The organism is Micromonospora sp. LOL_021, assembly GCF_048060215.1.
Classification (GTDB): domain Bacteria; phylum Actinomycetota; class Actinomycetes; order Mycobacteriales; family Micromonosporaceae; genus Micromonospora_E.
The window spans coordinates 18,412-38,403 of the sequence record NZ_JBHMIN010000013.1 but is presented as its reverse complement, the minus strand read 5'-3'; the positions used below and the strand labels follow the sequence as shown (position 1 = coordinate 38,403).

The following is a 19,992-nucleotide window of genomic DNA, read 5'->3' as shown; positions in this document are numbered from 1 at the left end:
CCGCGGACGGTCCCGCCGCGCCGCTACGTCACCGCCGCAGGCCGAGCCGCTCGATGAGCGACCGGTAGCGGTTGATGTCCTTCTTCTGCAGGTAGTTGAGCAGCCGGCGGCGCCGGCCGACCAGCAGCAGCAGACCACGACGGCTGTGGTGGTCCTGCTTGTGCACCTTGAGGTGCCCGGTGAGGTCGGCGATCCGCTTGGTGAGCACCGCGACCTGGACCTCCGGCGAACCGGTGTCCGCGTCGGCGGTGGCGTACTCCTCGCGGATCTTGCGCTTGGCTTCCTGATCGAGCGCCATGGTCTCCCTGAATCTGTGTGGGGTCGTCCCTCGCCTCGCACCCGCGGCGTCGTGCAGGCAGGCGAGACGAATCGTCGGTGCTCCGACGCTGCGTTCAGGCTACCAGCCGGTCGGCACGGCGGCCGGCAAGGCCACGGTGCGTCGTATCGCCGCTGCCCAGCGGGGTCGCCGACGCCGGGCCGGGCCCGCTGGTCGGCTCGGGTCAGGCCCCGAGCACCGTCCGGACTTGGGCGACGTCCTCGTTCATCTGGGCGACCAACGGACCGACCCCGTCGAACCGGCGGGTCTCCCGCAACCGGGCGACGAAGTCGATCGCCACCTGCTCGCCGTAGATGTCCCGGTCGAAGTCGAGGACGTACGCCTCCACCCGGCGGTCGCGGCCGGCGAAGGTGGGGTTGGTGCCGATGGAGGCCGCGGCCGGCAGCCCGGGGCCTCCTCCGCTGAGCCCGTCCGGGCGGACCGGGCCGTCCGAGCGCACCAGCCGGGCCGCGTAGATGCCGTCCGCCGGCACCGCCGCGTACCGCGGGGTGAGCAGGTTCGCGGTGGGAAAGCCGATCTCCCGGCCGCGACGATCGCCGCGGACCACTACCCCTTCGAGGCGGTGCGGCCGGCCGAGCGCGGCGGCGGCGGCGGTCACGTCCCCGGCGTCGATACAGGCCCGGATGTACGTCGACGAGAAGACCGTACCGCTGTCGGTGACCAGGCTGGCGTCCTCGACCGCGAACCCGAACCGGCGACCGAGCCGCGCCAGCAGCGCGACGTCGCCGGTGGCCCGGTGCCCGAACCGGAAGTTCTCCCCCACCACCACCACGGCGGCGTGCAGATGCTCGACCAGCAGGTCGTGGACGAACTGCTCGGCGGTCAGCCGGGAGAACTCGACGGTGAACGGCAGTACGCAGAGCACGTCGACGCCGAGCGATTCGATCAGCTCGGCCTTGCGGGCCGGCCCGGTGAGTACCGCCGGATGGCTACCGGGCCGCACCACCTCCGCCGGATGCGGGTCGAAGGTCACCACCACGGACTGGATACCGAGGTCACGGGCCCGCTTGACGGCGTGCCCGATGGTTGCCTGATGCCCGCGGTGGATCCCGTCGAACACCCCGATGGTGACCACCGCGCGGCCCCAGCCGCCACCGGCCGCCTCCACTCCCCGCCACCGCTGCATGATGCCTCCCGCCTGTGCCGCCAAGGTTTGCCCCAACCGGGTGACCGGCCGGGTTCGATGCTGTCACGCGGGCGCGAGCACGATCTCCGCCCGGGCCCGGCCGTCACGTTCCGACACCACCGCGAGCAGTTCGCCGTCCGGGGCGTAGACCGCGTACGGCCCGGGTCGCCCGATCGGTGCGATCGGGCCACCGTGACCGAGCACCCGCGACTCCTCCGCGCCGACCTCGCGGCCGGTGAGAAAGCGGCTGGCGGCGGCCGCCATGGGCAACTGCACCACGTTCGGCGCCCGGTCCTCAAGCTCGGCCAGGGTTGCGGCTTCGGCCGCGGTGAACCCGCCGACCGCGGTCCGGCGCAGCGCGGTGAGGTGCCCGCCGACGCCGAGCGCGGCCCCCAGATCCCGGGCGATGGCCCGGATGTACGTGCCGGACGAGCAGGCCACCTCGACGTCGACGTCGACGCTGCCGTCGGTCGGCGGGTGGACGGCGACCGCGTCGAGACGGGAAATGGTCACCCGGCGGGCGGCCAACTCGACCTGCTCACCGGAGCGGACCCGCCGGTACGCCCGCTGTCCGTTGATCTTGATTGCGCTGACCGAGCTGGGCACCTGGTCGATCTCCCCGGTCAGCGCGGTCAGCCCGGCCCGGATCCGCTCCTCGGTGACACCGTCCACCGGTGACCGGCCGGTGACCTCCCCCTCGGCGTCGTCGGTCACCGTCGACACGCCGAGCCGGATGGTGGCCGTGTAGGTCTTGCCGACGCCGATCACGTAGGTGAGCAGCCGGGTGGCCCGGTTCACCGCGACCACCAGCACGCCGGTCGCCATCGGGTCCAGGGTGCCGCCATGGCCCACCCGCCGGGTGCCGGCCAGCCGCCGGATCCGGGCGACGACGTCGTGCGAGGTCATCCCGGCCGGCTTGTCGACCACGATCAGTCCGTGCGTACTCACGACTGCCAAGCCTGCCAGATCCCGATGCGCCGTGACGATCAGGTCCGGCCCGCAGACGGCCGTGGCGTTCAGGTCCGGCCCGCCGGCACACCGAGCACCGTCCAGCGTGGCGACCTCAGCCGGTGGACCAGACCGACCAGTCGGACCAGCATGAACACCGCCAGCCCGGCCCAGATGCCGGCCAGGCCGAGATCGAGCAGGTAGCCGGCCCAGATGACCGGCAGGAATCCGCCGAGCGCGCCACCGATCGTGAGGTCACGCAGGTAACGCAGATCACCCGCCCCGATGAAGACCCCGTCGAGAGCGAAGACCACCCCGGCTACCGGCTGCAACGCGACGAACCACGGCCAAATGACCATTGCCTGGTCGTGCACCCCGGGGTCGGGGCTGAACCAGCCGGGGATCACCGGGGCACCGACGGCGAACAGCGCCGCGAACCCGACGCCGGCGAGTACGCCGAACAGCACCAGCCGGCGGGCGAGCAGCCGGGCACCCGCCGCGTCACCGGCGCCCAGCGCCGCGCCGACCAGCGACTGTCCGGCGATCGCCAGCGCGTCCATCGCCAGCGCGGTGAAGAACCACAACTGGATGGCGATCTGGTGGGCACCGACCTGGACGGTGCCGTACCGGGCCGCGACCGCGGTGGCGGACAGGAAGCTCACCTGGAACGCGGCGCCTCGGATCAGGAGATCACGTCCGACAGTGAGGTGGGTCAGCAGGAGGTGCGGCCGGGGGCGCAGCGGTGCCCCGGCCGTCACCAGCGCCCGGACGAAGAGCAGACCGCCCAGGGTCTGCGCGACGACGTTGGCCACCGCCGATCCGGTCAGCCCCAGACCCAGCGGGTAGACCAGCACCGGGCAGAGCACAGCGGAGACGACATTGGCCGCCAGCACGTACCGCACCGGTCGGCGGGCCTCCTGCACGCCGCGCATCCAGCCGTTGCCGGCGGCGGCCAGCAGCAGACCCGGCGCGCCCCAGGCGGCGATCCGCAGCCACTGCTCGGCGGCCTCGGCGACCGGGCCCTGCTGCCCGGCGAGCCCAGCGGTGATCGGACCGGCCAGGATCTGCAGCGCGACGGCGAGCAGCAGTCCGGCGAACACCCCGAGCCAGGACGCCTGGACCCCCTCGGCCAGGGCAGCGGTCCGGTCACCCGCGCCGTAACGGCGGGCGGCGCGGCCGGTGGTGCCGTACGCCGCGACGGTGCCGAGCCAGGCGGCCACCGACATCACGGTGCCTCCCACCGCGACGGCGGCGAGGGCCACCGGACCGAGGCGGCCGACGACCGCGGTGTCGACGAGGACGTAGATCGGCTCGGCCGCCAGTACGACGAAAGCGGGCAGTGCCAGGCGCACGATTCGTCGGGTGGACGCCGACCGTGGTTCGTAGGCCGGGCCTGGTTCGGGCGCCGGGCCTGGCGGTGGAGACGGTGGCGCGGTGCCGGAGGTGGCCATCGAGGTACAGCGTGACAGCCGATTGGTAAGGAGCGCTATTGCCTAGGTCACTTACCTAAGGCGGATCACCGCGCCCCGAGGCGACGACACCGGCCCAGCCCGCGCGGTTCGTGCGACCGAGCGGCCGGACGCGACCAGCAGACGTTACTGCCGGGTGTCCATCGACATCTGCAATGCCCGCCGGGCCTGCTCGCGCGCTTCGTCGGCGGTTTCGGGCTTGGGCTTGCTGGGCATGACGCCACGACCTTCCCACAGATTGACACCGGATTGCCGACGACGACACCTCCGGGATCACCGGGGTCGCGACCAGGCGGACAGGCGGCGGGCAGGTGTGGCCCGCACCACACCCAAGTTATCGTTCAGGTCCACATCCTGCGCACTGTTCCCACAATGCGAGAGATGCATATTCGGTCACATCGATCACCGCGCAAAGAAGTGCCACCCGACCCACCACCAGAATCCGAAGACCCCGATCCGACCGACCGGCACCCTGCCCACCTCGTACTGCATCACGTACGCACAGACGTCACCGAACGTCGGAATCCGCGAACCCGGCCGCCGGGCGAGCAACTCCAGCACCCCGAACAGCGCCAGCGCGACGACGAAACCGCCGATCACCGCCGCCCGAGTGGCGCTCATCGCCGCACCAGCACCCAGAACGCGGCCAGCCAGCCGAAGTACGCCGCCGACCGGGGGACCTGCCCGTCCAGCACCGGATCGGCCAGCTTGGAGAAGGTCGGGAAGTCGTCAGTCGAGCCCATCGCGAACGTGGCACCCTCGACGACGGTGAACATCGCGACCGGCACGATCCACCACACCGCACCGTCACCGAGTCGACGTGGGGTCGGCCGCCGTGGCACCCGGTGCGACAGACCGAACCAGATCAGCGCCCCGCCGGTGCCGATGGTGTATAGGTTCGCCGCTGTCGAGAACGACGGCAACTGCCCGCCCACTAGCGACAGTACGGCAATGACCGGGATCGAGACGACCGGGCGGTCCCAGGCCCGCGGCACCGCCGCGGCGAGCTCAGACGGCTGCTCCATTACTCGATTGTCCCTGGTCGGTGACGACGAGTGAAGTGTCTATGCGGGCGGCCGAGGCTCGGTTGGCGAGATCCGGCACCCGTGGACACCTGCCCGCGCGCCAGGGTCAGCGGTCGGGGGCACTCAGCCAAGCTGGGCGCGGATGGCGGCGATGACCTCGTCGGCACTGCCGACGCCGGTGAAGCCGGCGGCGAGCCGATGCCCACCGCCGCCGAGCGCCACCGCCACCGCGCTCACGTCGACGCCGCCCTTACTGCGCATCGAGACCGCCCATCCGGTCTCGCTCACCTGCTTGAGCACGCAGCTCACATCCGCCTCGACGGTGCACCGGACCGAATCGATCAACGCCTCCAGCACGTACGGCGGCTGCTCGTAACGTTCCAGATCGGCCAGGGTGGCATGGGTCCAGACAAGACCCTGGCCGCCGGCTGCCGCTGGCTCCAGGACACTACGTTGCAGCACCGCACCGAAGAGCTGGACCGCCCCGAACGGTCGGCTGTCGAAGACCCGCCGGGAGACCTCGGCCGGGCTGATGCCGGTGGCCAGCAACCGGGCGGCGAACTGGTGCACCGCCGGGGTGGTCATGTCGAACCGGAACGAACCGGTGTCGGTGATCAGCGCGATGTAGAGGCACTCGGCGATCTCCCGGTCCAGCGGCACGCCGAGCCGGCCGAGCAACTGGTCGACCATCACCGAGGTGGCCGCCGCGGTCGGGTCCACCAGATGAATACCGCCGAACCGGGTGTTTGAGGCGTGGTGGTCGACCACGATCGCCGTCCGGGCCGTCATCCGATCGGCGAGGGTGTCCAGCCGGGACGTGCTCGCCACGTCGAAGCAGAGCGCCAGATCCGGATCGGCCCACGCCTCGTCCGGCTGGACCAGCAGGTGGGAGCCGGGCATTCCGCCCAGGGACGGCGGCAACTCCTGGTTGCCGGGAAAAGTGGCCTGCACCGCGCAGCCGCCGAGCCGGGTCAGGCCCAGCCCGAAGCCGAGCATGCTGCCGAGCGCGTCACCGTCGGGGTTGACGTGGCACAGCAGCAGGACCCTCCCGCCGGGCGGGACCGCACGGACCGCGGCGACCGCGGCCGCCCACTCGTCCCCGGTCGGCCCGGTCGTCTGGTCGGCGACCGGCGGACCGACCGGGGACGGAACGCTGATCATCGGGGTCGCCCGTCCGGATGGGGCTGGCCGGACCCGGCTGCGTCGGCGGTCGCCGCGCCCGTCGGGGCCCCCTCCGCTGCGTCCTCGTCGTCCGCGGCGTCCTCGTCGTCATCCGACTCGGCCCGATACGGCTGGGCGTCACCGGCGTACTCGGCGTTCGCCGCCAGCCGCTGCACCTCGGCGTCGGCGCTGCGGGCCGCGGCGAGTAGATCGTCGATGTGCTTGGCGTGCTCCTGCACGTCGTCGCGGACGAAGGTGAGCGTCGGTGAGTGGCGCAGCCCGAGCGCCTTGCCGACCGTGCTGCGCAGCAGCCCGTTCGCGCTGTCCAACGCCGCCTTGGTGCCGGCCTGGGCGGCGGCGTCACCGAGGACCGTGTAGAAGACCGTCGCATCGCGCAGATCAGCGGTGATCCGCGCGTCGGTGATGGTGATCATGCCGAGTCTGGGGTCCTTGATCTGGGTACGCACCACCGAAGCCACCAGCTCGCGCACGCGCTCCGCGTGCCTGCGCACCCGCGCCGGGTCCGTCATCTCTACCTCCGCGGTGTCCGGTCAACGTGTCGACCCTACCTGTGCGTCGTACGCCGGACCGGTCGGTGCGCATCCGTGCCGGACCGGTCGGTGTCGTTGATCAGTCGTCGGCACCGTAGAGCCGGCGCCGGACGGAGAGCAGCTCGATCTCGGGCCGACCGGCCACCGTCCGTTCGCAGTTGTCCAGTACCTCGCGTACGTGCGCCGCGTCGGCCGCGACCACGGCCACCGCGATCTCCGCCCGGCCATACCGGTCGAGCGCGCCGACCTCGGCAGCGGAGACCTCGAAGCGGCGCAGCGCGGCGACGATCGGGCGTACGTAAGAGCGTTTCGCCTTCAGCGACTGGGAGTCGCCCGGCAGCAGCATGTCGAAAGTGGCGGTTCCGGTGAACATCGTCCCGAAGGATACGCGGTGACCGGCGGACTCGGCCGGCACCCGACGCCGACCGGCAGGCGGCACCCGACGCCGACAGGCGGTCCGCAACCGGTGAGCTGCACCGGTCGCGGACCGCCTGTCGGCGTGCTGCGAGCCCTACGCCGCACGGATCAGGTACGTACCTTCTCCCGCATCTCGAAGGTCTCGATGATGTCGCCCACCTGGATGTTGTTGTAGTTCCCCAGGGTCAGACCGCATTCGAAGCCCTCCCGGACCTCGGTCGCGTCGTCCTTGAAGCGCTTGAGCGAGCTGATGGTGACGTTGTCCGCCACCACCGCGCCGTCGCGCAGCAACCGGGCCTTGGCGTTGCGTCGGATGATGCCCGACCGGACCATGCAGCCGGCGATGTTGCCGATCTTGGACGAGCGGAACACGTCGCGGATCTCCGCGCTGCCCAGCTCGACCTCCTCGAACTCTGGCTTGAGCAGGCCCTTGAGCGCCGCGTCGATCTCCTCGATGGCCTGGTAGATGACGGTGTAGTACCGGATCTCCACGCCTTCGCGGTCGGCGATCTCCCGGACCTTGTTGGAGGCCCGGACGTTGAAGCCGATGATCGTTGCCGCCTCGGCGGAGGCGCTCGCGAGCATCACGTTGCTCTCGGTGATCGCACCCACACCCCGGTCCAGGATCCGCAGCTGGACCTCGTCCGGGATGTCGAGCTTGAACAGCGCGTCCTCCAACGCCTCGACCGAGCCGGAGACATCGCCCTTGAGGATCAGGTTGAGCGAGGTCTTCTCGCCCTCCTTGATCTGCTCCATGAGCGTCTCCAGGGTGGCCCGGCCGCGCGAGTTGGCGAAGCTCGCCGCCCGCCGTCGGGCCTGCCGCTGCTCGGCGATCTGCCGCACCGTCCGGTCGTCCTGCGCGGCGAGGAAGGTGTCGCCGGCGCTGGGGACCGCGGTGAGGCCGAGCACCAGCACCGGTCGGGCCGGGCCCGCCTCGGCGACCTGCTTGCCGTTCTCGTCGAGCATGGCCCGGACCCGGCCATGCGCGCCGCCCGCCACGATCGAGTCGCCGGTACGCAGGGTGCCCTTCTGCACCAGTACGGTCGCCACCGCGCCCCGGCCCTTGTCCAGGTGCGCCTCGATCGCGATGCCCTGCGCCGGGCCGTCGACCGGAGCGGTGAGCTCGAGCGCCGCGTCGGCGGTCAGCAGCACCGCCTCCAGCAGCTGATCGATGCCGGTGCCGGGCTTGGCCGCCACGTTGACGAACATGGTCTCGCCGCCGTACTCCTCGGCGACCAGACCGTACTCGGTCAACTGCTGGCGAACCTTGTCCGGGTTGGCCTCCGGCTTGTCGATCTTGTTGACCGCGACCACGATCGGCACGTCGGCCGCCTTGGCGTGGTTCAGCGCCTCGATGGTCTGCGGCATGACTCCATCGTCGGCCGCGACCACCAGCACCACGATGTCGGTGACCTGCGCACCACGGGCACGCATGGCGGTGAACGCCTCGTGACCCGGGGTGTCGATGAAGGTCAACGCGCGGTCCACCCCGTCGTGCGGCACGTGCACCTGGTAGGCACCGATGTGCTGGGTGATGCCGCCGGCCTCGCCCTCGACCAGGTTGGTCTGCCGGATCGCGTCGAGCAGCTTGGTCTTACCGTGGTCGACGTGACCCATCACGGTCACCACCGGCGGGCGAGTGACCAGCCGGTCGGAGTCCACCTCGGCGTCGAGGTCGATGTTGAACTGCGCGAGCAGTTCGCGGTCCTCATCCTCCGGGCTGACGATCTGTACGTTGAACCCGAGGTGCTCACCCAGCAACTGCAACGTCTCGTCCGAGCAGGACTGGGTGGCGGTGACCATCTCGCCCAGGTTGAACATCTCCTGGACCAGCGACCCCGGATTGGCGTTGATCTTGTCAGCGAAGTCCGACAGCGACGCCCCACGCGACAGCCGTACCGCCTGGCCCTGGCCGCGCGGCGCGCCGGAACTCATCGTCGGCGCGGAGAGGTTGTCGAATTCCTGTCTGCGCTGCTTCTTGGACTTGCGGCCCCTGGTCGGGCGCCCACCCGGCCGCCCGAAGGCACCTGCGGTGCCGCCACCACGGCCACGGCCGCCACCACCGGGCCGACCCCCGCCGCCGGCAGGGGCACCACCACGGAAGCCGCCGCCGCCACCGGGACCGCCACGGTAACCGCCGCCGCCACCGGGACCGCCACGGTAACCGCCGCCACCGCCACCGCCACCAGGGCCGCCACGGTAACCGCCGCCACCGCCACCGCGGCCGCCGCCACCGGGACCACCGGGGCGACCTGCGCCGCCGGGACCACCGGGGCGACCCGGGCGTTGCGACGGCATCGAGGCCGGACTCGGCCGCGGTGGCATCGAGGCCGGACTCGGCCGCGGTGGCATCGACGCCGGGTTGGGCCGCTGCCCGCCACCGGCGGCGGGTCGTTGCCCGCCACCCTGGCTGATGCCGAACGGATTGTTGCCGCCCCGCGCCGGCGGGCGGGCACCCGGCCGACCGGGTGCCCCAGGCGACGGCGCACCGGGCGTCGCCGGCCGACCACCGGCCGAGCGACCGGCTGCCGGGCTACCCGGACGCGGCGGCACCGACCCCGGTCCGGGCTTGGGTCGGGGACCACCGTCCGCCGGGGGCTCCCGCCGGCCGGTGTCCCGCTGCTTCGCCGCCTGCTGGGCGGCCTTGACGTTGGCCTCCTGCTCGGCCTTGAGCGCTGCCGCCCGCGCTTCGGCGGCGGCCACCTCGATGTCGTGCGCGCTCGCTGGCTTGGCCACCGGGGCCGCCGACGGCGGCGGACCGGGCACCGGACCCTTGGGGCGCATCGACGACGGCACCGCCGGCCGGCGCGGTGGCGCCGGCTTGGCGGAGACTCTCGGCTCGGTGCTGTTCGTCGGCGACGCGGCCGGTCGGGCCGGTGCCGACGGTGACGACGACTGGGACGCCGCCGCGAACGCACCACGGAGGCGCCGGGCGACGGGGGCTTCCACCGTGCTCGACGCGGATTTCACGAACTCGCCCATCTCCTTGAGCTTGGCGAGAACGGTCTTGCTTTCGACCCCGAGCTCTTTGGCGAGCTCGTGTACGCGGGCCTTGCCTGCCACTGCACTCCTCACTCCGAGGTCGTGCGGGCAGCACCCGCAGCGACCTCACTCGTGCACTAGAAGCCTGCTCATTGCTGGGACTTCATCGTGTGCTCATGTCGGTCGTCCTACCTTGCTGTGCGACCCTCGTCCGGCCGGATGACCGGACGTAGCGGTTGACGTGCTGATGTACTCGGCCAGCTCGCCGGTGTCGACGACACCGGACACTCGCAGCGCCCGCCCGAAGGCGCGACGCCGCTGCGCCAGCTCCAGACATGCCGGATCGGGATGCAGGTGCGCACCCCGCCCCGGCAGACCACGAATCGGATCAGGTCGCAGGCGCGACACGTCCTCGCCTCCAACTACGACAACCCGTAGCAGCTCGTGAACCGGTGCACGTCGTCGGCAGCCCACACAGGTGCGCACCGGCAACGCACGTCGTACCACGAGAAAAGTCTACCCCGACGCGCCAGAGACCGCGCCGCCCGGTTCCGGGGCCGGATCCCGACCGGCGGAACCGGCCTCGGTGTCCGGCCGGATGTCGATCCGCCAGCCGGTCAGTCGGGCAGCAAGCCGGGCATTCTGCCCTTCCCTGCCGATGGCCAGCGAGAGCTGGAAGTCCGGCACCGTCACCCGGGCGGTACGGGTGGCCGCGTCGACCACCTCGACCCGCAACGCCTTCGCCGGCGACAGCGCGTTGCCCACGAAGGCGGCTGGATCGTCGGACCAGTCGATGATGTCGATCTTCTCGCCGTGCAGTTCGCTCATCACCGCCCGCACCCGCTGGCCCATCGGGCCGATGCAGGCACCCTTGGCGTTGACCCCGGAAGCGGTCGACCGTACCGCGATCTTGGTCCGGTGGCCGGCTTCCCGGGCGATCGCCGCGATCTCCACGGTGCCGTCGGCGATCTCCGGGACCTCCAGCGCGAACAGCCGCTTGACCAGATTGGGGTGGGACCGGGACAGGGTGATCTGCGGCCCCCGGAACCCTTTGGCCACGTGCACCACCACGCACCGGATCCGGTGGCCGTGCGGGTAGGTCTCGCCCGGCACCTGCTCGGCGGCCGGCAGCACCGCTTCCAACTTGCCCAGGTCGACGGTGACGATCCCCTTCTCGGTACGGGCCTCATGGGCCTGGATCACTCCGGTGACGAGGTCACCGTCGCGCCCGGCGTACTCCCCGAAGTGAACCTCGTCGGTTGCTTCCCGCAACCGCTGCAGAATCACCTGTTTGGCGGTCATCGCGGCGATCCGCCCGAAATCGTGCGGTGTGTCGTCCCACTCGCGCAGCACCGCGCCCTCGGCGTCGAGATCCTGGGCGTAGACCAGCGCCATCCCGCTGCGCCGGTCGATCTCGACCCGGGCATGGGTCTGCGCACCCTCGGTGTGCCGGTACGCGGTCAGCAGCGCGGCCTCGATCGCCGCGAGAATCGTGTCGAACGGGATCTCCCGCTCGCGCTCCAGTGCGCGCAGCGCCGCGAGGTCGATGTTCACCTCTCCTCGTCCTCCACTTCGTCGTCGTCGGACGGGTCGTCGACATCCGCCGGGTCGTCGTCGACGACCTCGTCGAGGCGGTTGAACTCCACCTGGACCCGCCCGGGGCCGAGGTCGTCGTAGGGCCACCGCTGGACGCCACCGTCGACGTCCAACTGCACCGCTTCGTCGTCGGCGGTGACGATCCGGCCGGTCACCTGGCGCTGGGCCACCGTCACCCGGACCAGCCGGCCGGCGTTGCGGCGCCAGTGGCGGGGCAACCGCAGCGGCCGGTCCACGCCGGGCGAGCTGACCTCGAGCTGGTACTCGCCGGCGATCAGTTCCGCGCCGGCCACCGACTCGGCCTCGTCCAGGGCCACCGAGACCGCACGGGACACCTCGGCCACCGAGTCGAGCCCGACGCCACCGTCGGCGTCGACGATCACCCGGACCAGGTGTCGACGACCCACCCGGGAGACCGAGACGTCCTCCAGGTCGAAGCCGGCAGCCCGGACCACCGGCTCGATGATCGCGCGCAACCGGTCACGCCGGGCCGCGGCTGCGACCTGGGGCCGTCGGGTGCCGTCCGGACGGGGTCGGGTGGTGGCGGCCCGACGGGCGCGGGAGCCGGGTGACCTGCCACCGGCACGGTCACGCTGTGTCATCTCCGCACCCTTCCACCGTTATCTTCTTCGTTGGCCGCTCGACGCGACACCAGCGGTGCCGCCGGATGTTACTCCGACACGACTGGGCAGAGCGTAACGCGCGGCCGAGGCGATCGACCCCCCGGCGCACCGAGGAAACCGGACACCCGACCGCAAGCCGATACGGGTAGCCACCCGGGACAGCGACGACCACAGTAAGTCGCGACCGCAGGACTTTCCGGATAGGCTCTCGCCGGCCGATCCCTGGGAGGCGCGGACTGATTGCGGCGCCGATGGTGTTGACTGGTCCGGTGTTCGCGAACCAACCAGGCCGGCGGGCGATCGGCAGGACCGTACACCCGGCCACCAATCCGGCCGGCGGCTGCAGCCGACGCGGAGTGATCCGCGGTGCCGTCGGTGCCGCGGCCGCCGTCGCCGTCCCGGCCGGGCTGGCCGGATGCGGCCTGCTCAGCGGTGAGCCGGAGCCCGAACCGGAGCCGGATCCACTCGCCGGACTACTCGCCGCCACGCTGGACCTGGTGGGGCGGTACGACGCCGCGATGACCACGACAGCCGAGCTCGGCCCGCTGCTGACCCCGGTCGTCGCCACCCACCGGGCGCACGCCGAGGAGCTCAGCCGGCTCACCGGGATCGCCCTACCGGCCCCGACGACGACCACCGACCCGGGCGGCCAGCCCACCGACCCGGGCGGCGGCGTACCGCCGGGCACGGCCACACCGGGGGCCGGCACCTCGGCCCCGCCGGTCGACCGGGCCGCCGTACTCACCGCGTTGCGGTCCGCGGAGGAGGCCGCCGCCGCCGAGGCCGCAGCCGCGTGCCACACCGCCGCCGCCGACCGGGCAGCGCTACTGGGCTCGATCGCCGCGGCCCGCACCTGCCACCTCGAGGTGCTCCGATAAACGTGGACCACCGGATCAGAAGGAGCGCCGACCGTGACTGACGGATGGGAGCAGGCACTCACCGCCGAGTACGCGGCGATCTTCGCCTACGGCGTGCTCGGGGTCCATCTCGACGGCGACGCCGCCGCCCGGGCCAGGGACGCCGAGGCCGCCCACCGGAACCGGCGCGACCAGCTGATCCTGCGGGTCGGTGCCGCCGCGCCGCCGGTCGACCCGGCCTATCAGCTGCCGTTCCCGGTCACCGACGCGACCAGCGCCCTACGGTTGGCCGCCGAGGTGGAGGAGCGGGCCGCCGCCGTCTGGCGGGCGGTGCTGCCGGTCACTTCCGGCCCGGACCGCGAGGCGGCGCTCACCGTCCTGCTCGAGTACGCGGTCCGCGCGACCCGCTGGCGACAGGCGGCCGGCGTCACACCGGCCGTACCGACCTGGCCGGGCCGTCCCGGCTGAGCACAACCCGGCCGGGGCGGCCCGGCCAAAGCGCGACCGGAACCGCAATTCATGATCCCGGTTGCCGCCCACCTACCCGGTACGCATACTCAGCTGGCATGTCGATCCGCCACGGACTGCTCGCGCTGCTCGACCGGGGCCCGATGCACGGGTACCAGCTCCGGGCAGCCTTCGAGGAGGCCACCGGTGGAGCGTGGCCGCTCAACATCGGACAGGTGTACACCACGCTCAGCAGACTGGAACGCGACGGGCTGGTGCGCGCGCTGGCGGGCAACGCCGCCGGGCAGCGGCCGTTCCTCATCACTGACGCCGGCCGGGACGCGCTGGCCACCTGGTTCAGCAGTCCGGTTGGCCGCGTCGGCCAGGGCCGCGACGAACTGACGGTGAAGATCGCCCTCGCGCTGAGCACGCCCCGGGCGGACGTACGCGAGGTGGTCGCGGCGCAACGGGCGGCGACCCTGGACGCGGTACGGGAGCTGACCCGCGCCAGAGCGAGGTCGGCCGACGCCGACCGCGTCGGCCGGCTGGTGCTCGACGGGATGCTGTTCCGGGCGGAGGCGGAGATCCGCTGGCTCGACCACTGTGAGACCAGTCTGCTGGGCCCCGGTCCGGTCAGGGCAGGGTGAGGATCTCGAAGCCGTCCTCGGTCACCACGATCGTGTGCTCGAACTGGGCGGTCCACCGGCGGTCCTTGGTGACCACCGTCCAGCCATCCCGCCACATGTCGTACTCGTGCGTGCCGAGCGTGATCATCGGCTCGACGGTGAACGTCATCCCCGGTTCCATCACATCCGTGGGCCGTGGACTGTCGTAGTGCGGAACGTACAGCCCGCTGTGGAACGCCTCACCGATGCCGTGGCCGGTGAAGTCGCGTACCACTCCGTAGCCGAACCGACGGGCGTAGGACTCGATCACCCGGCCGATCACGTTGATCTGCCGCCCCGGAGCCACCGCCCGGATGCCCCGCATCATCGCCTCGTGGGTCCGCTCGACCAGCAGTTGGGCCTCCTGCGAGACCTCGCCGACGCAGAAGGTCGCGTCAGTGTCGCCGTGCACTCCACCGATGTAGGCGGTCACGTCCACGTTGACGATGTCGCCGTCGGCCAGCACCGTGGAGTCGGGGATGCCGTGGCAGACGACCTCGTTGAGGCTGGTGCAGCAGGACTTGGGGAACCCCTTGTAGCCCAGGGTCGACGGGTAGGCGCCGTTGTCACAGAGGAAGTCGTGCACCACCGCGTCGATCTCGTCGGTGGTCACCCCCGGTTTGCAGTGCTCACCGGCGAGCTGCACGGCCCGGGCGGCGAGCCGACCCGCCACCCGCATCCGCTCGATCGTCTCCAGAGACTGGACGTGCGAGCCGCGCCAGGGCGTGGGCTGCTTGCGACCGACGTACTCCGGCCGGGTGATGTGCGCCGGCACCGGCCGCCACGGCGAGATCTTTCCAGGGGTCAGCGGAGCGCGGACGGAGGTCATGCGTCCAGCCTAGCGCCGTCGGTGCCGGCTCGGCCGGCCGGCGACCTGGCCACCACGGATACGCTGGGCAGCCGACCGTTTACCGCCGAATCTTGCTGGATCCGCACAGTTGTGCCATCTTTACGTTCGTGGATCAGGGTCAGGAGCAGCTCTTCTCCGCCACCAGTGAGCTGGACGGTGACCACCTGAGCGTCACTGTCACCGGCGAGGTGGACATGGCCACCGCCGAGCACATGTACCGGGCCGCGATCCACGAGGACGCCGGCAGGGTGACCCTCGATCTGCGTACGGTCTCGTTCTTCGATTCGGCCGCCATCCACGCGCTGCTCCAGCTCACCGACCACTATCCGCAGGCGCTGACGGTGCTGCCGTCCCGGCAGGTCCGCCGGGTCCTGGACATCTCCGGCCTCGGCGGGCAGCCGTGGCTGGCCGCCGAGACGATCCCGACCGGCAGCCCGGTCCGGGCGGTCAGGCCGGGTCCGGTCGGGGAGCCAGCCGACGGCGCAAGGTGACCTCGCTGCCCTGCCCGTCCCGGTCGATCCGCAGTTCGGCCAGAGCGGCGATCAACGCCAGTCCCCGACCGCGGAACCCGGTGTCGGCGGCCTCCCGCCAACCGCCGCTGTCCCGCACGCTGGCCACCAGGTCGTCCCCGTCGATACCGACCTCCAGCCAGATGTCCGGCCGGGCGGGGGTGACCGGGTGCTCGATCGCGTTGGCCGCCGCCTCGGAGATCGCCACCGTCAGATCGAACTGGTCGGTGTCGCCGACCTGGTGCGCGGCAAAGAAGTCCGCCAGCCGTCGACGCAGCAGCGCCAGTGCCCGCGCCTGCGCCGGCAGCCGCATCCTCAGGCGGTCCAGCTCGGTCGCCTCCAGCACCAGCACCGCGACGTCGTCGCGACGTGGCCGGCGGGCCACCCGGCGCAGCAGCCGGTCGGCGAGCTCCTCGACGTGGTCGCCGCCGGCTCGGGCGTCGGCCCGGACCTGGTCCAGCCCGGCGTCGATGCCCACGGTGCGGTCCTCGATCAGCCCGTCCGTGTAGCAGATCAGTCGGCTACCGACGTCGAGCCGGTCGGTCGCCGTGTCGTAGCGGCTGTCCCGGATCGCCCCGATCGGTGGGCCGAGAGCCCGGTCGTGCAGCAGCTCGGCCGTTGCGCCGTCGGCCACCACCGGTGGCGGATGGCCGGCGCTGGCGTACCGCAGCACACCGCTGGACGGTTCGAACCACAGGCAGACCACGGTGGCGAGGGAACGCCGGCCCATCGTCGTGACCAGCCGGTTCAGCCGGGTGAGGGCGTCACCGGGCGAGAAACCCTCCAGCAGGTACGCCCGCAGCGCGTTGCGCAGCTGCCCCATGGTGGCCGCCGCGTTCACCCCCTTGCCGACCACGTCCCCGATCACCAGAACCAGCCGGCCACCACCGACCTCCACCACGTCGTACCAGTCGCCGCCGACCTCCGCCTCGGCGTTGCCGGGCAGGTAGCGGCTGGCGATCAGCGCGCCGGGCACCCGGGGCAGCGTCTGAGGCAGCAGGCTGTGCTGCAGGGTACTGGCGATGCGGTGTTCCGCCTCGTACAGCCGGGCGTTGCCCAGGCGCAGCCCGACCATCCGGGCGAACTCCGCCACCGCCGCCTCGTCGGTGTCCGGGTCGGCACCGACCCCGTCGAACGGCCAGACCGACAACTCGCCGAGCCGTTCCCCGTCGGCACCGATGAACGGGGTGACCGTTGCCGGGTCGGCTGAAGGCTGACCGCCGCCGTCCGCCTCGTACCGGGCACCCGGGGCGGTGGCGACCACCTTTGACGCCCGCACCAACCGCTGCACGTGTTCGACCGCGACGCGCAGCACCTCGCTGGTGGTCTGTGCGGTGTTGACCTCGACGGCGGCGTCGGCGAGGGCCCGCAGCTGGTGGATGATCCGGCCCCGCAGCTGACCCAGTTCGACGTTGGCCCGCACCCTGGCGACGAGTTCCTGGGCAGCGAACGGCTTCACCAGGTAGTCGTCGGCACCGGCGGACAGCCCTTGCACGGCGGCCTCGGGCCCGGCCCGGGCGGAGAGCACGACGATCGGCACATGCCGGGTCCGCCGGTCCGCACGCAACGCCGTGACCAGGCCGAAACCATCCAGTTCCGGCATCATCACGTCGGTCAGGATCAAATCGAAGGGGGTACGGGTGGCAAGGGCCAGCGCTGCGGCACCGTCGGCCGCAGCGACCACCTGCCAGTACGGTGCCAGCAGCCGGGTCACATGGTCCCGCAGGTCGGCGTTGTCGTCGGCCACCAGGACCCGCCCGACGGACTGGTCGACCCGTGGCTGCTCAATCACCTCCCGCGCCGGCCCGACGCTCCACCGCTGCGTCTCAGCCAGGTACAGCTGCCTGGTGTCGCCGACCTCGTCGCGCCCGGCCGTCCGGTCGGAGTCCTGACCGGCCGGTGGGGTCGGCCCGACGCCGACCGGGATCTCGACGGTGAAGACACTGCCCTGACCGGGTTCACTGCGGACCGTGACGCTCCCGCCGTGCAGTTGGACGAGCTCACGGACCAGCGCCAGCCCGATCCCGGTGCCTTCGTGGCTGCGGGCCCGGGTGCCGGGCACCCGGTGAAACCGCTCGAACAGGTGCGGCAGGTCGGCGGCGGGAATACCGACCCCGGTGTCGGCGACGGTGAGCTCGACCGACGTGCCGAGTGCCCGCAACCGCACGGTGATGGCGCCGTCGAAGGTGAACTTCACCGCGTTGGACAGCAGGTTCAGGACGATCTTCTCCCACAGGTCCGGGTCCACCTGCACGGTCCCCGGCAGCGGTGGGCACTGCACGACCAGGTCCAGTCCGGCCCGCTGGGCAGCCGACCGGAACGTGCTGGCCAGCCGGTTCGTCAAGTCGGCCAGGTCGACCGGCTGCAGCGCCGCCCGCGCCCGGCCGGATTCCAGCCGGGAGAAGTCCAGCACGGTGTTGACCAGCTTGAGCAGGCGCAGGGCGTTTCGGTGCATCATCTCGGCCCGCTCTCGATGTGCCACCGGCGGGTCCGCGTCGGCGAGCTGGTCCTCGATCGGGCCGAGCAGCAACGTCAGCGGGGTTCGGAACTCGTGACTGACGTTGGCGAAGAAGTCGGTCTTGGCCTGGTCGATCACGGCGAGTTCGGCAGCCCGGGCCCGCTCGTGCAGATAGGCCCGCTGGTTGGTCACCGCGCTGGAGATCTGGGTGGTGAGCAAATCGAAGAAGTCGCGGTAGTCACTGGTGAACGGCAGGTGCCGGCTGCGGCCGAGGACAAGGGCACCGACCGGGTCGGTCGCCGCGCTGATCGGCCGGACGAGCACCTCCGGCGCCGCCGTGTCCGGTGGTACGGCGACGAAGTCCGCCGCCCGGGCGGTCCGCGCGGTACCGCTGTGCAAGGCGTCCAGCAGCGCGGACGGGGCATCTCCCGGGCTCGGTTGCGGCGGCGCGGTGACGGTCCGCGCCGCGATGCCGGTGCAGCCGGCCAGCCGTGCGGTGTCCGCGTCCGATCCGAGGTAGAGCAGGGCGAACGGGATGTCGCCGCGGCAGGTGTCGAGCACCTCCAGCACACCACGGCGCAGGTCGGCCTGGCTCTGCAGGTCGGACAACCGGCTGCCCAGCCCGGCCAGGGTGCGAATCCGACGCTCGCCGAGCACCCGTCCGGTGGTCTCGCTGACGATGCAGAAGACGCCCCCGACGCTGCCGTCCTCGACCCGCAGCGGGTCGTAGGAGACGTCGAAGTAGGTCTGCTCGAGGAAGCCGTGCCGTTCGAGCAGGAACGGATGGTCGGTGCCACGGTAGGCGGTCCCGCTCTCGACCACCCCGGCGAACAGCGGCTCCAGCACGTCCCACAGCTCCGACCAGTGCTCGGCGGCGGGCTCACCGAGCGCGGCCGGATGCTTCGCGCCGATGGTGGGCAGGTAGGCGTCGTTGTAGAAGGCGCGCAGCTGCGGCCCCCAGTAGAGCACGATCTGGGCCTGCGACGAGAGCATCATGCCGACCGCCTGGCACAGACTGGCCGGCCAACTGTCCAGCGCGCCGAGTGGGGTGCGGCTCCAGTCGCGCTCCCGGATCAGCCGGTTGGTCTCGCCGGCCCGGTCGAGGGCGGCGGCGAGCAAGGCGGGGACGGCCGGTCGCGGAGCCGGCACCGGCGGGGTGCCGACCGGCCACTCACCCTCTGTCATCGCTGGCCGCCCTCGCTCGTCGAACCCGTCACCCGGCCGCCGCCACCCGGTCCACCTGCGGAGTCGCGCCACGTCCGCCGGCCGGGCCGGGCCCGGTGGTGCGGCGTGGGTCGCCTCCTACCCCGGCGCCGCACGAACGTAACGTGTGGTCGACCGGGCGGGTCAGGAGAAGGCGGGCAGATTGTCGATGCTGGTCGCGTTGCGGGTCGCCCGGTACTCGGCGAGGTCCTCGGCGGTCCGCCGGGAGTGCGCCCGGACCAGCAGGTCGCGATCCCCGCGGTAGTCCATCAGCGGGACGCCGTACCCGCAGGAGTCACTGATCCGATGGACGTCGACGACGATCACCGCTCGCACCCCGTGCCGGTCGGGCGCGTCGCCGAAGGCGCCGGCCAGCGCGGCGAAGCGCCGGTCGTCGACGGGCACCACTGTGCCGACGCCGTGCAGCCGGACGACCAACGGCGGACCGTCGAAGGCACAGAACATCACCGTGATCCGCCCGTTGTCCCGCAGGTGTGCCACGGTTTCGGCACCGCTGCCGTGGTAGTCGAGGTACCCGACCTGGTGCTCACCGAACACCGCGAACGCCCCCCGCATCCCCTTCGGCGACACGTTGACGTGTCCCTGCCCGTCGGAGGGCGCGGTGGCCACAAAGAACATCGGCTGAGCTTCGATGAAGTCACGCAGCCGACCGTCGATGGCGGCGTGCAGTCTACCCATGCCGCCAATCGTCGCACCTCGGAATCACCCGTTGACTTGAAGTGCGCTCGAAGCAATAGCGTGCCTGGG

Annotated in this window: 20 protein-coding genes; 4 read left to right on the top strand and 16 right to left on the bottom strand. The window is 71.8% G+C overall.

Annotated features, from left to right (window positions below):
* Positions 1-28 precede the first annotated feature (28 nt).
* From rpsO to rimP, 13 genes are all read right to left on the bottom strand, one after another.
* Positions 29-298 (bottom strand): 30S ribosomal protein S15, encoded by a 270-nt coding sequence (gene rpsO, locus ACFHWT_RS11355; protein WP_123600601.1) that lies wholly within the window; start codon positions 296-298, stop codon positions 29-31.
* A 202-nt stretch (positions 299-500) separates the two neighbouring features.
* The gene (locus ACFHWT_RS11350; protein WP_278167963.1) at positions 501-1,463 is read right to left on the bottom strand and encodes a bifunctional riboflavin kinase/FAD synthetase; all 963 of its coding nucleotides are present in this window, start codon (positions 1,461-1,463) and stop codon (positions 501-503) included.
* A gap of 63 nt (positions 1,464-1,526) precedes the next feature.
* Positions 1,527-2,369 (bottom strand): tRNA pseudouridine(55) synthase TruB, encoded by an 843-nt coding sequence (gene truB / locus ACFHWT_RS11345; RefSeq protein WP_416594632.1) that lies wholly within the window; start codon positions 2,367-2,369, stop codon positions 1,527-1,529.
* A gap of 110 nt (positions 2,370-2,479) precedes the next feature.
* Entirely contained in the window at positions 2,480-3,862 is a 1,383-nt protein-coding gene (locus ACFHWT_RS11340; RefSeq protein WP_416594563.1) for an MATE family efflux transporter, read from the bottom strand.
* A 420-nt stretch (positions 3,863-4,282) separates the two neighbouring features.
* Positions 4,283-4,501 carry a DUF6186 family protein gene (locus tag ACFHWT_RS11335; protein WP_416594562.1) on the bottom strand — a complete coding sequence of 73 codons (219 nt, stop codon included), beginning with the start codon at positions 4,499-4,501 and terminating at the stop codon, positions 4,283-4,285.
* The gene (locus tag ACFHWT_RS11330) at positions 4,498-4,905 is read right to left on the bottom strand and encodes a hypothetical protein (protein WP_416594561.1); all 408 of its coding nucleotides are present in this window, start codon (positions 4,903-4,905) and stop codon (positions 4,498-4,500) included. Before ACFHWT_RS11330 ends, ACFHWT_RS11335 begins: the two co-directional genes overlap by 4 nt.
* A gap of 123 nt (positions 4,906-5,028) precedes the next feature.
* Positions 5,029-6,066 carry a DHH family phosphoesterase gene (locus ACFHWT_RS11325; RefSeq protein ID WP_416594560.1) on the bottom strand — a complete coding sequence of 346 codons (1,038 nt, stop codon included), beginning with the start codon at positions 6,064-6,066 and terminating at the stop codon, positions 5,029-5,031.
* Positions 6,063-6,596, bottom strand: a complete 534-nt coding sequence (rbfA, locus tag ACFHWT_RS11320; protein WP_416594559.1) for a 30S ribosome-binding factor RbfA — start codon at positions 6,594-6,596, stop codon at positions 6,063-6,065. Before rbfA ends, ACFHWT_RS11325 begins: the two co-directional genes overlap by 4 nt.
* Positions 6,597-6,696: 100 nt before the next feature.
* Entirely contained in the window at positions 6,697-6,990 is a 294-nt protein-coding gene (locus ACFHWT_RS11315; protein WP_416594558.1) for a DUF503 domain-containing protein, read from the bottom strand.
* Between the two features lie 152 nt (positions 6,991-7,142).
* The gene (gene infB / locus ACFHWT_RS11310) at positions 7,143-10,097 is read right to left on the bottom strand and encodes a translation initiation factor IF-2 (protein ID WP_416594557.1); all 2,955 of its coding nucleotides are present in this window, start codon (positions 10,095-10,097) and stop codon (positions 7,143-7,145) included.
* Positions 10,098-10,190: 93 nt separating this feature from the next.
* Entirely contained in the window at positions 10,191-10,490 is a 300-nt protein-coding gene (locus tag ACFHWT_RS11305) for a YlxR family protein (RefSeq protein ID WP_278174420.1), read from the bottom strand.
* A gap of 42 nt (positions 10,491-10,532) precedes the next feature.
* A complete protein-coding gene (gene nusA / locus ACFHWT_RS11300; RefSeq protein WP_416594556.1) occupies positions 10,533-11,570 on the bottom strand; it encodes a transcription termination factor NusA in 1,038 nt (345 codons plus the stop codon).
* On the bottom strand, positions 11,567-12,214 hold the full coding sequence (gene rimP / locus ACFHWT_RS11295) for a ribosome maturation factor RimP (protein WP_416594555.1): 648 nt from the start codon (positions 12,212-12,214) through the stop codon (positions 11,567-11,569). The genes nusA and rimP overlap by 4 nt, the downstream gene beginning before the upstream one ends.
* A 290-nt stretch (positions 12,215-12,504) precedes the next feature.
* Here rimP and ACFHWT_RS11290 point away from each other — a divergent pair, with 290 nt between their 5' ends.
* The 3 genes from ACFHWT_RS11290 (at position 12,505) to ACFHWT_RS11280 (ending at position 14,186) form a co-directional block, all read left to right on the top strand.
* A complete protein-coding gene (locus tag ACFHWT_RS11290) occupies positions 12,505-13,113 on the top strand; it encodes a hypothetical protein (protein WP_416594554.1) in 609 nt (202 codons plus the stop codon).
* A gap of 33 nt (positions 13,114-13,146) precedes the next feature.
* On the top strand, positions 13,147-13,560 hold the full coding sequence (locus tag ACFHWT_RS11285) for a ferritin-like domain-containing protein (RefSeq protein WP_416594553.1): 414 nt from the start codon (positions 13,147-13,149) through the stop codon (positions 13,558-13,560).
* A 98-nt stretch (positions 13,561-13,658) separates the two neighbouring features.
* Entirely contained in the window at positions 13,659-14,186 is a 528-nt protein-coding gene (locus ACFHWT_RS11280; RefSeq protein WP_416594552.1) for a PadR family transcriptional regulator, read from the top strand.
* Here ACFHWT_RS11280 and map read toward each other — a convergent pair.
* On the bottom strand, positions 14,173-15,033 hold the full coding sequence (gene map / locus ACFHWT_RS11275) for a type I methionyl aminopeptidase (protein ID WP_416594551.1): 861 nt from the start codon (positions 15,031-15,033) through the stop codon (positions 14,173-14,175). The genes ACFHWT_RS11280 and map overlap by 14 nt on opposite strands.
* Positions 15,034-15,161: 128 nt before the next feature.
* Between map and ACFHWT_RS11270 the strand changes: the two genes are divergently transcribed.
* Entirely contained in the window at positions 15,162-15,545 is a 384-nt protein-coding gene (locus ACFHWT_RS11270; protein ID WP_416594550.1) for an STAS domain-containing protein, read from the top strand.
* On the opposite strand, the gene ACFHWT_RS11265 is transcribed toward ACFHWT_RS11270, so the two are convergent.
* Together ACFHWT_RS11265 and ACFHWT_RS11260 are read right to left on the bottom strand one after the other, a co-directional pair.
* Positions 15,502-19,206, bottom strand: coding sequence for a SpoIIE family protein phosphatase (locus ACFHWT_RS11265; RefSeq protein ID WP_416594549.1), 3,705 nt, complete (start codon positions 19,204-19,206; stop codon positions 15,502-15,504). The two genes, ACFHWT_RS11270 and ACFHWT_RS11265, sit on opposite strands and share 44 nt — an antisense overlap.
* Before the next feature lie 162 nt (positions 19,207-19,368).
* Positions 19,369-19,923 (bottom strand): pyridoxamine 5'-phosphate oxidase family protein, encoded by a 555-nt coding sequence (locus ACFHWT_RS11260; RefSeq protein ID WP_416594548.1) that lies wholly within the window; start codon positions 19,921-19,923, stop codon positions 19,369-19,371.
* Positions 19,924-19,992 lie beyond the last annotated feature (69 nt).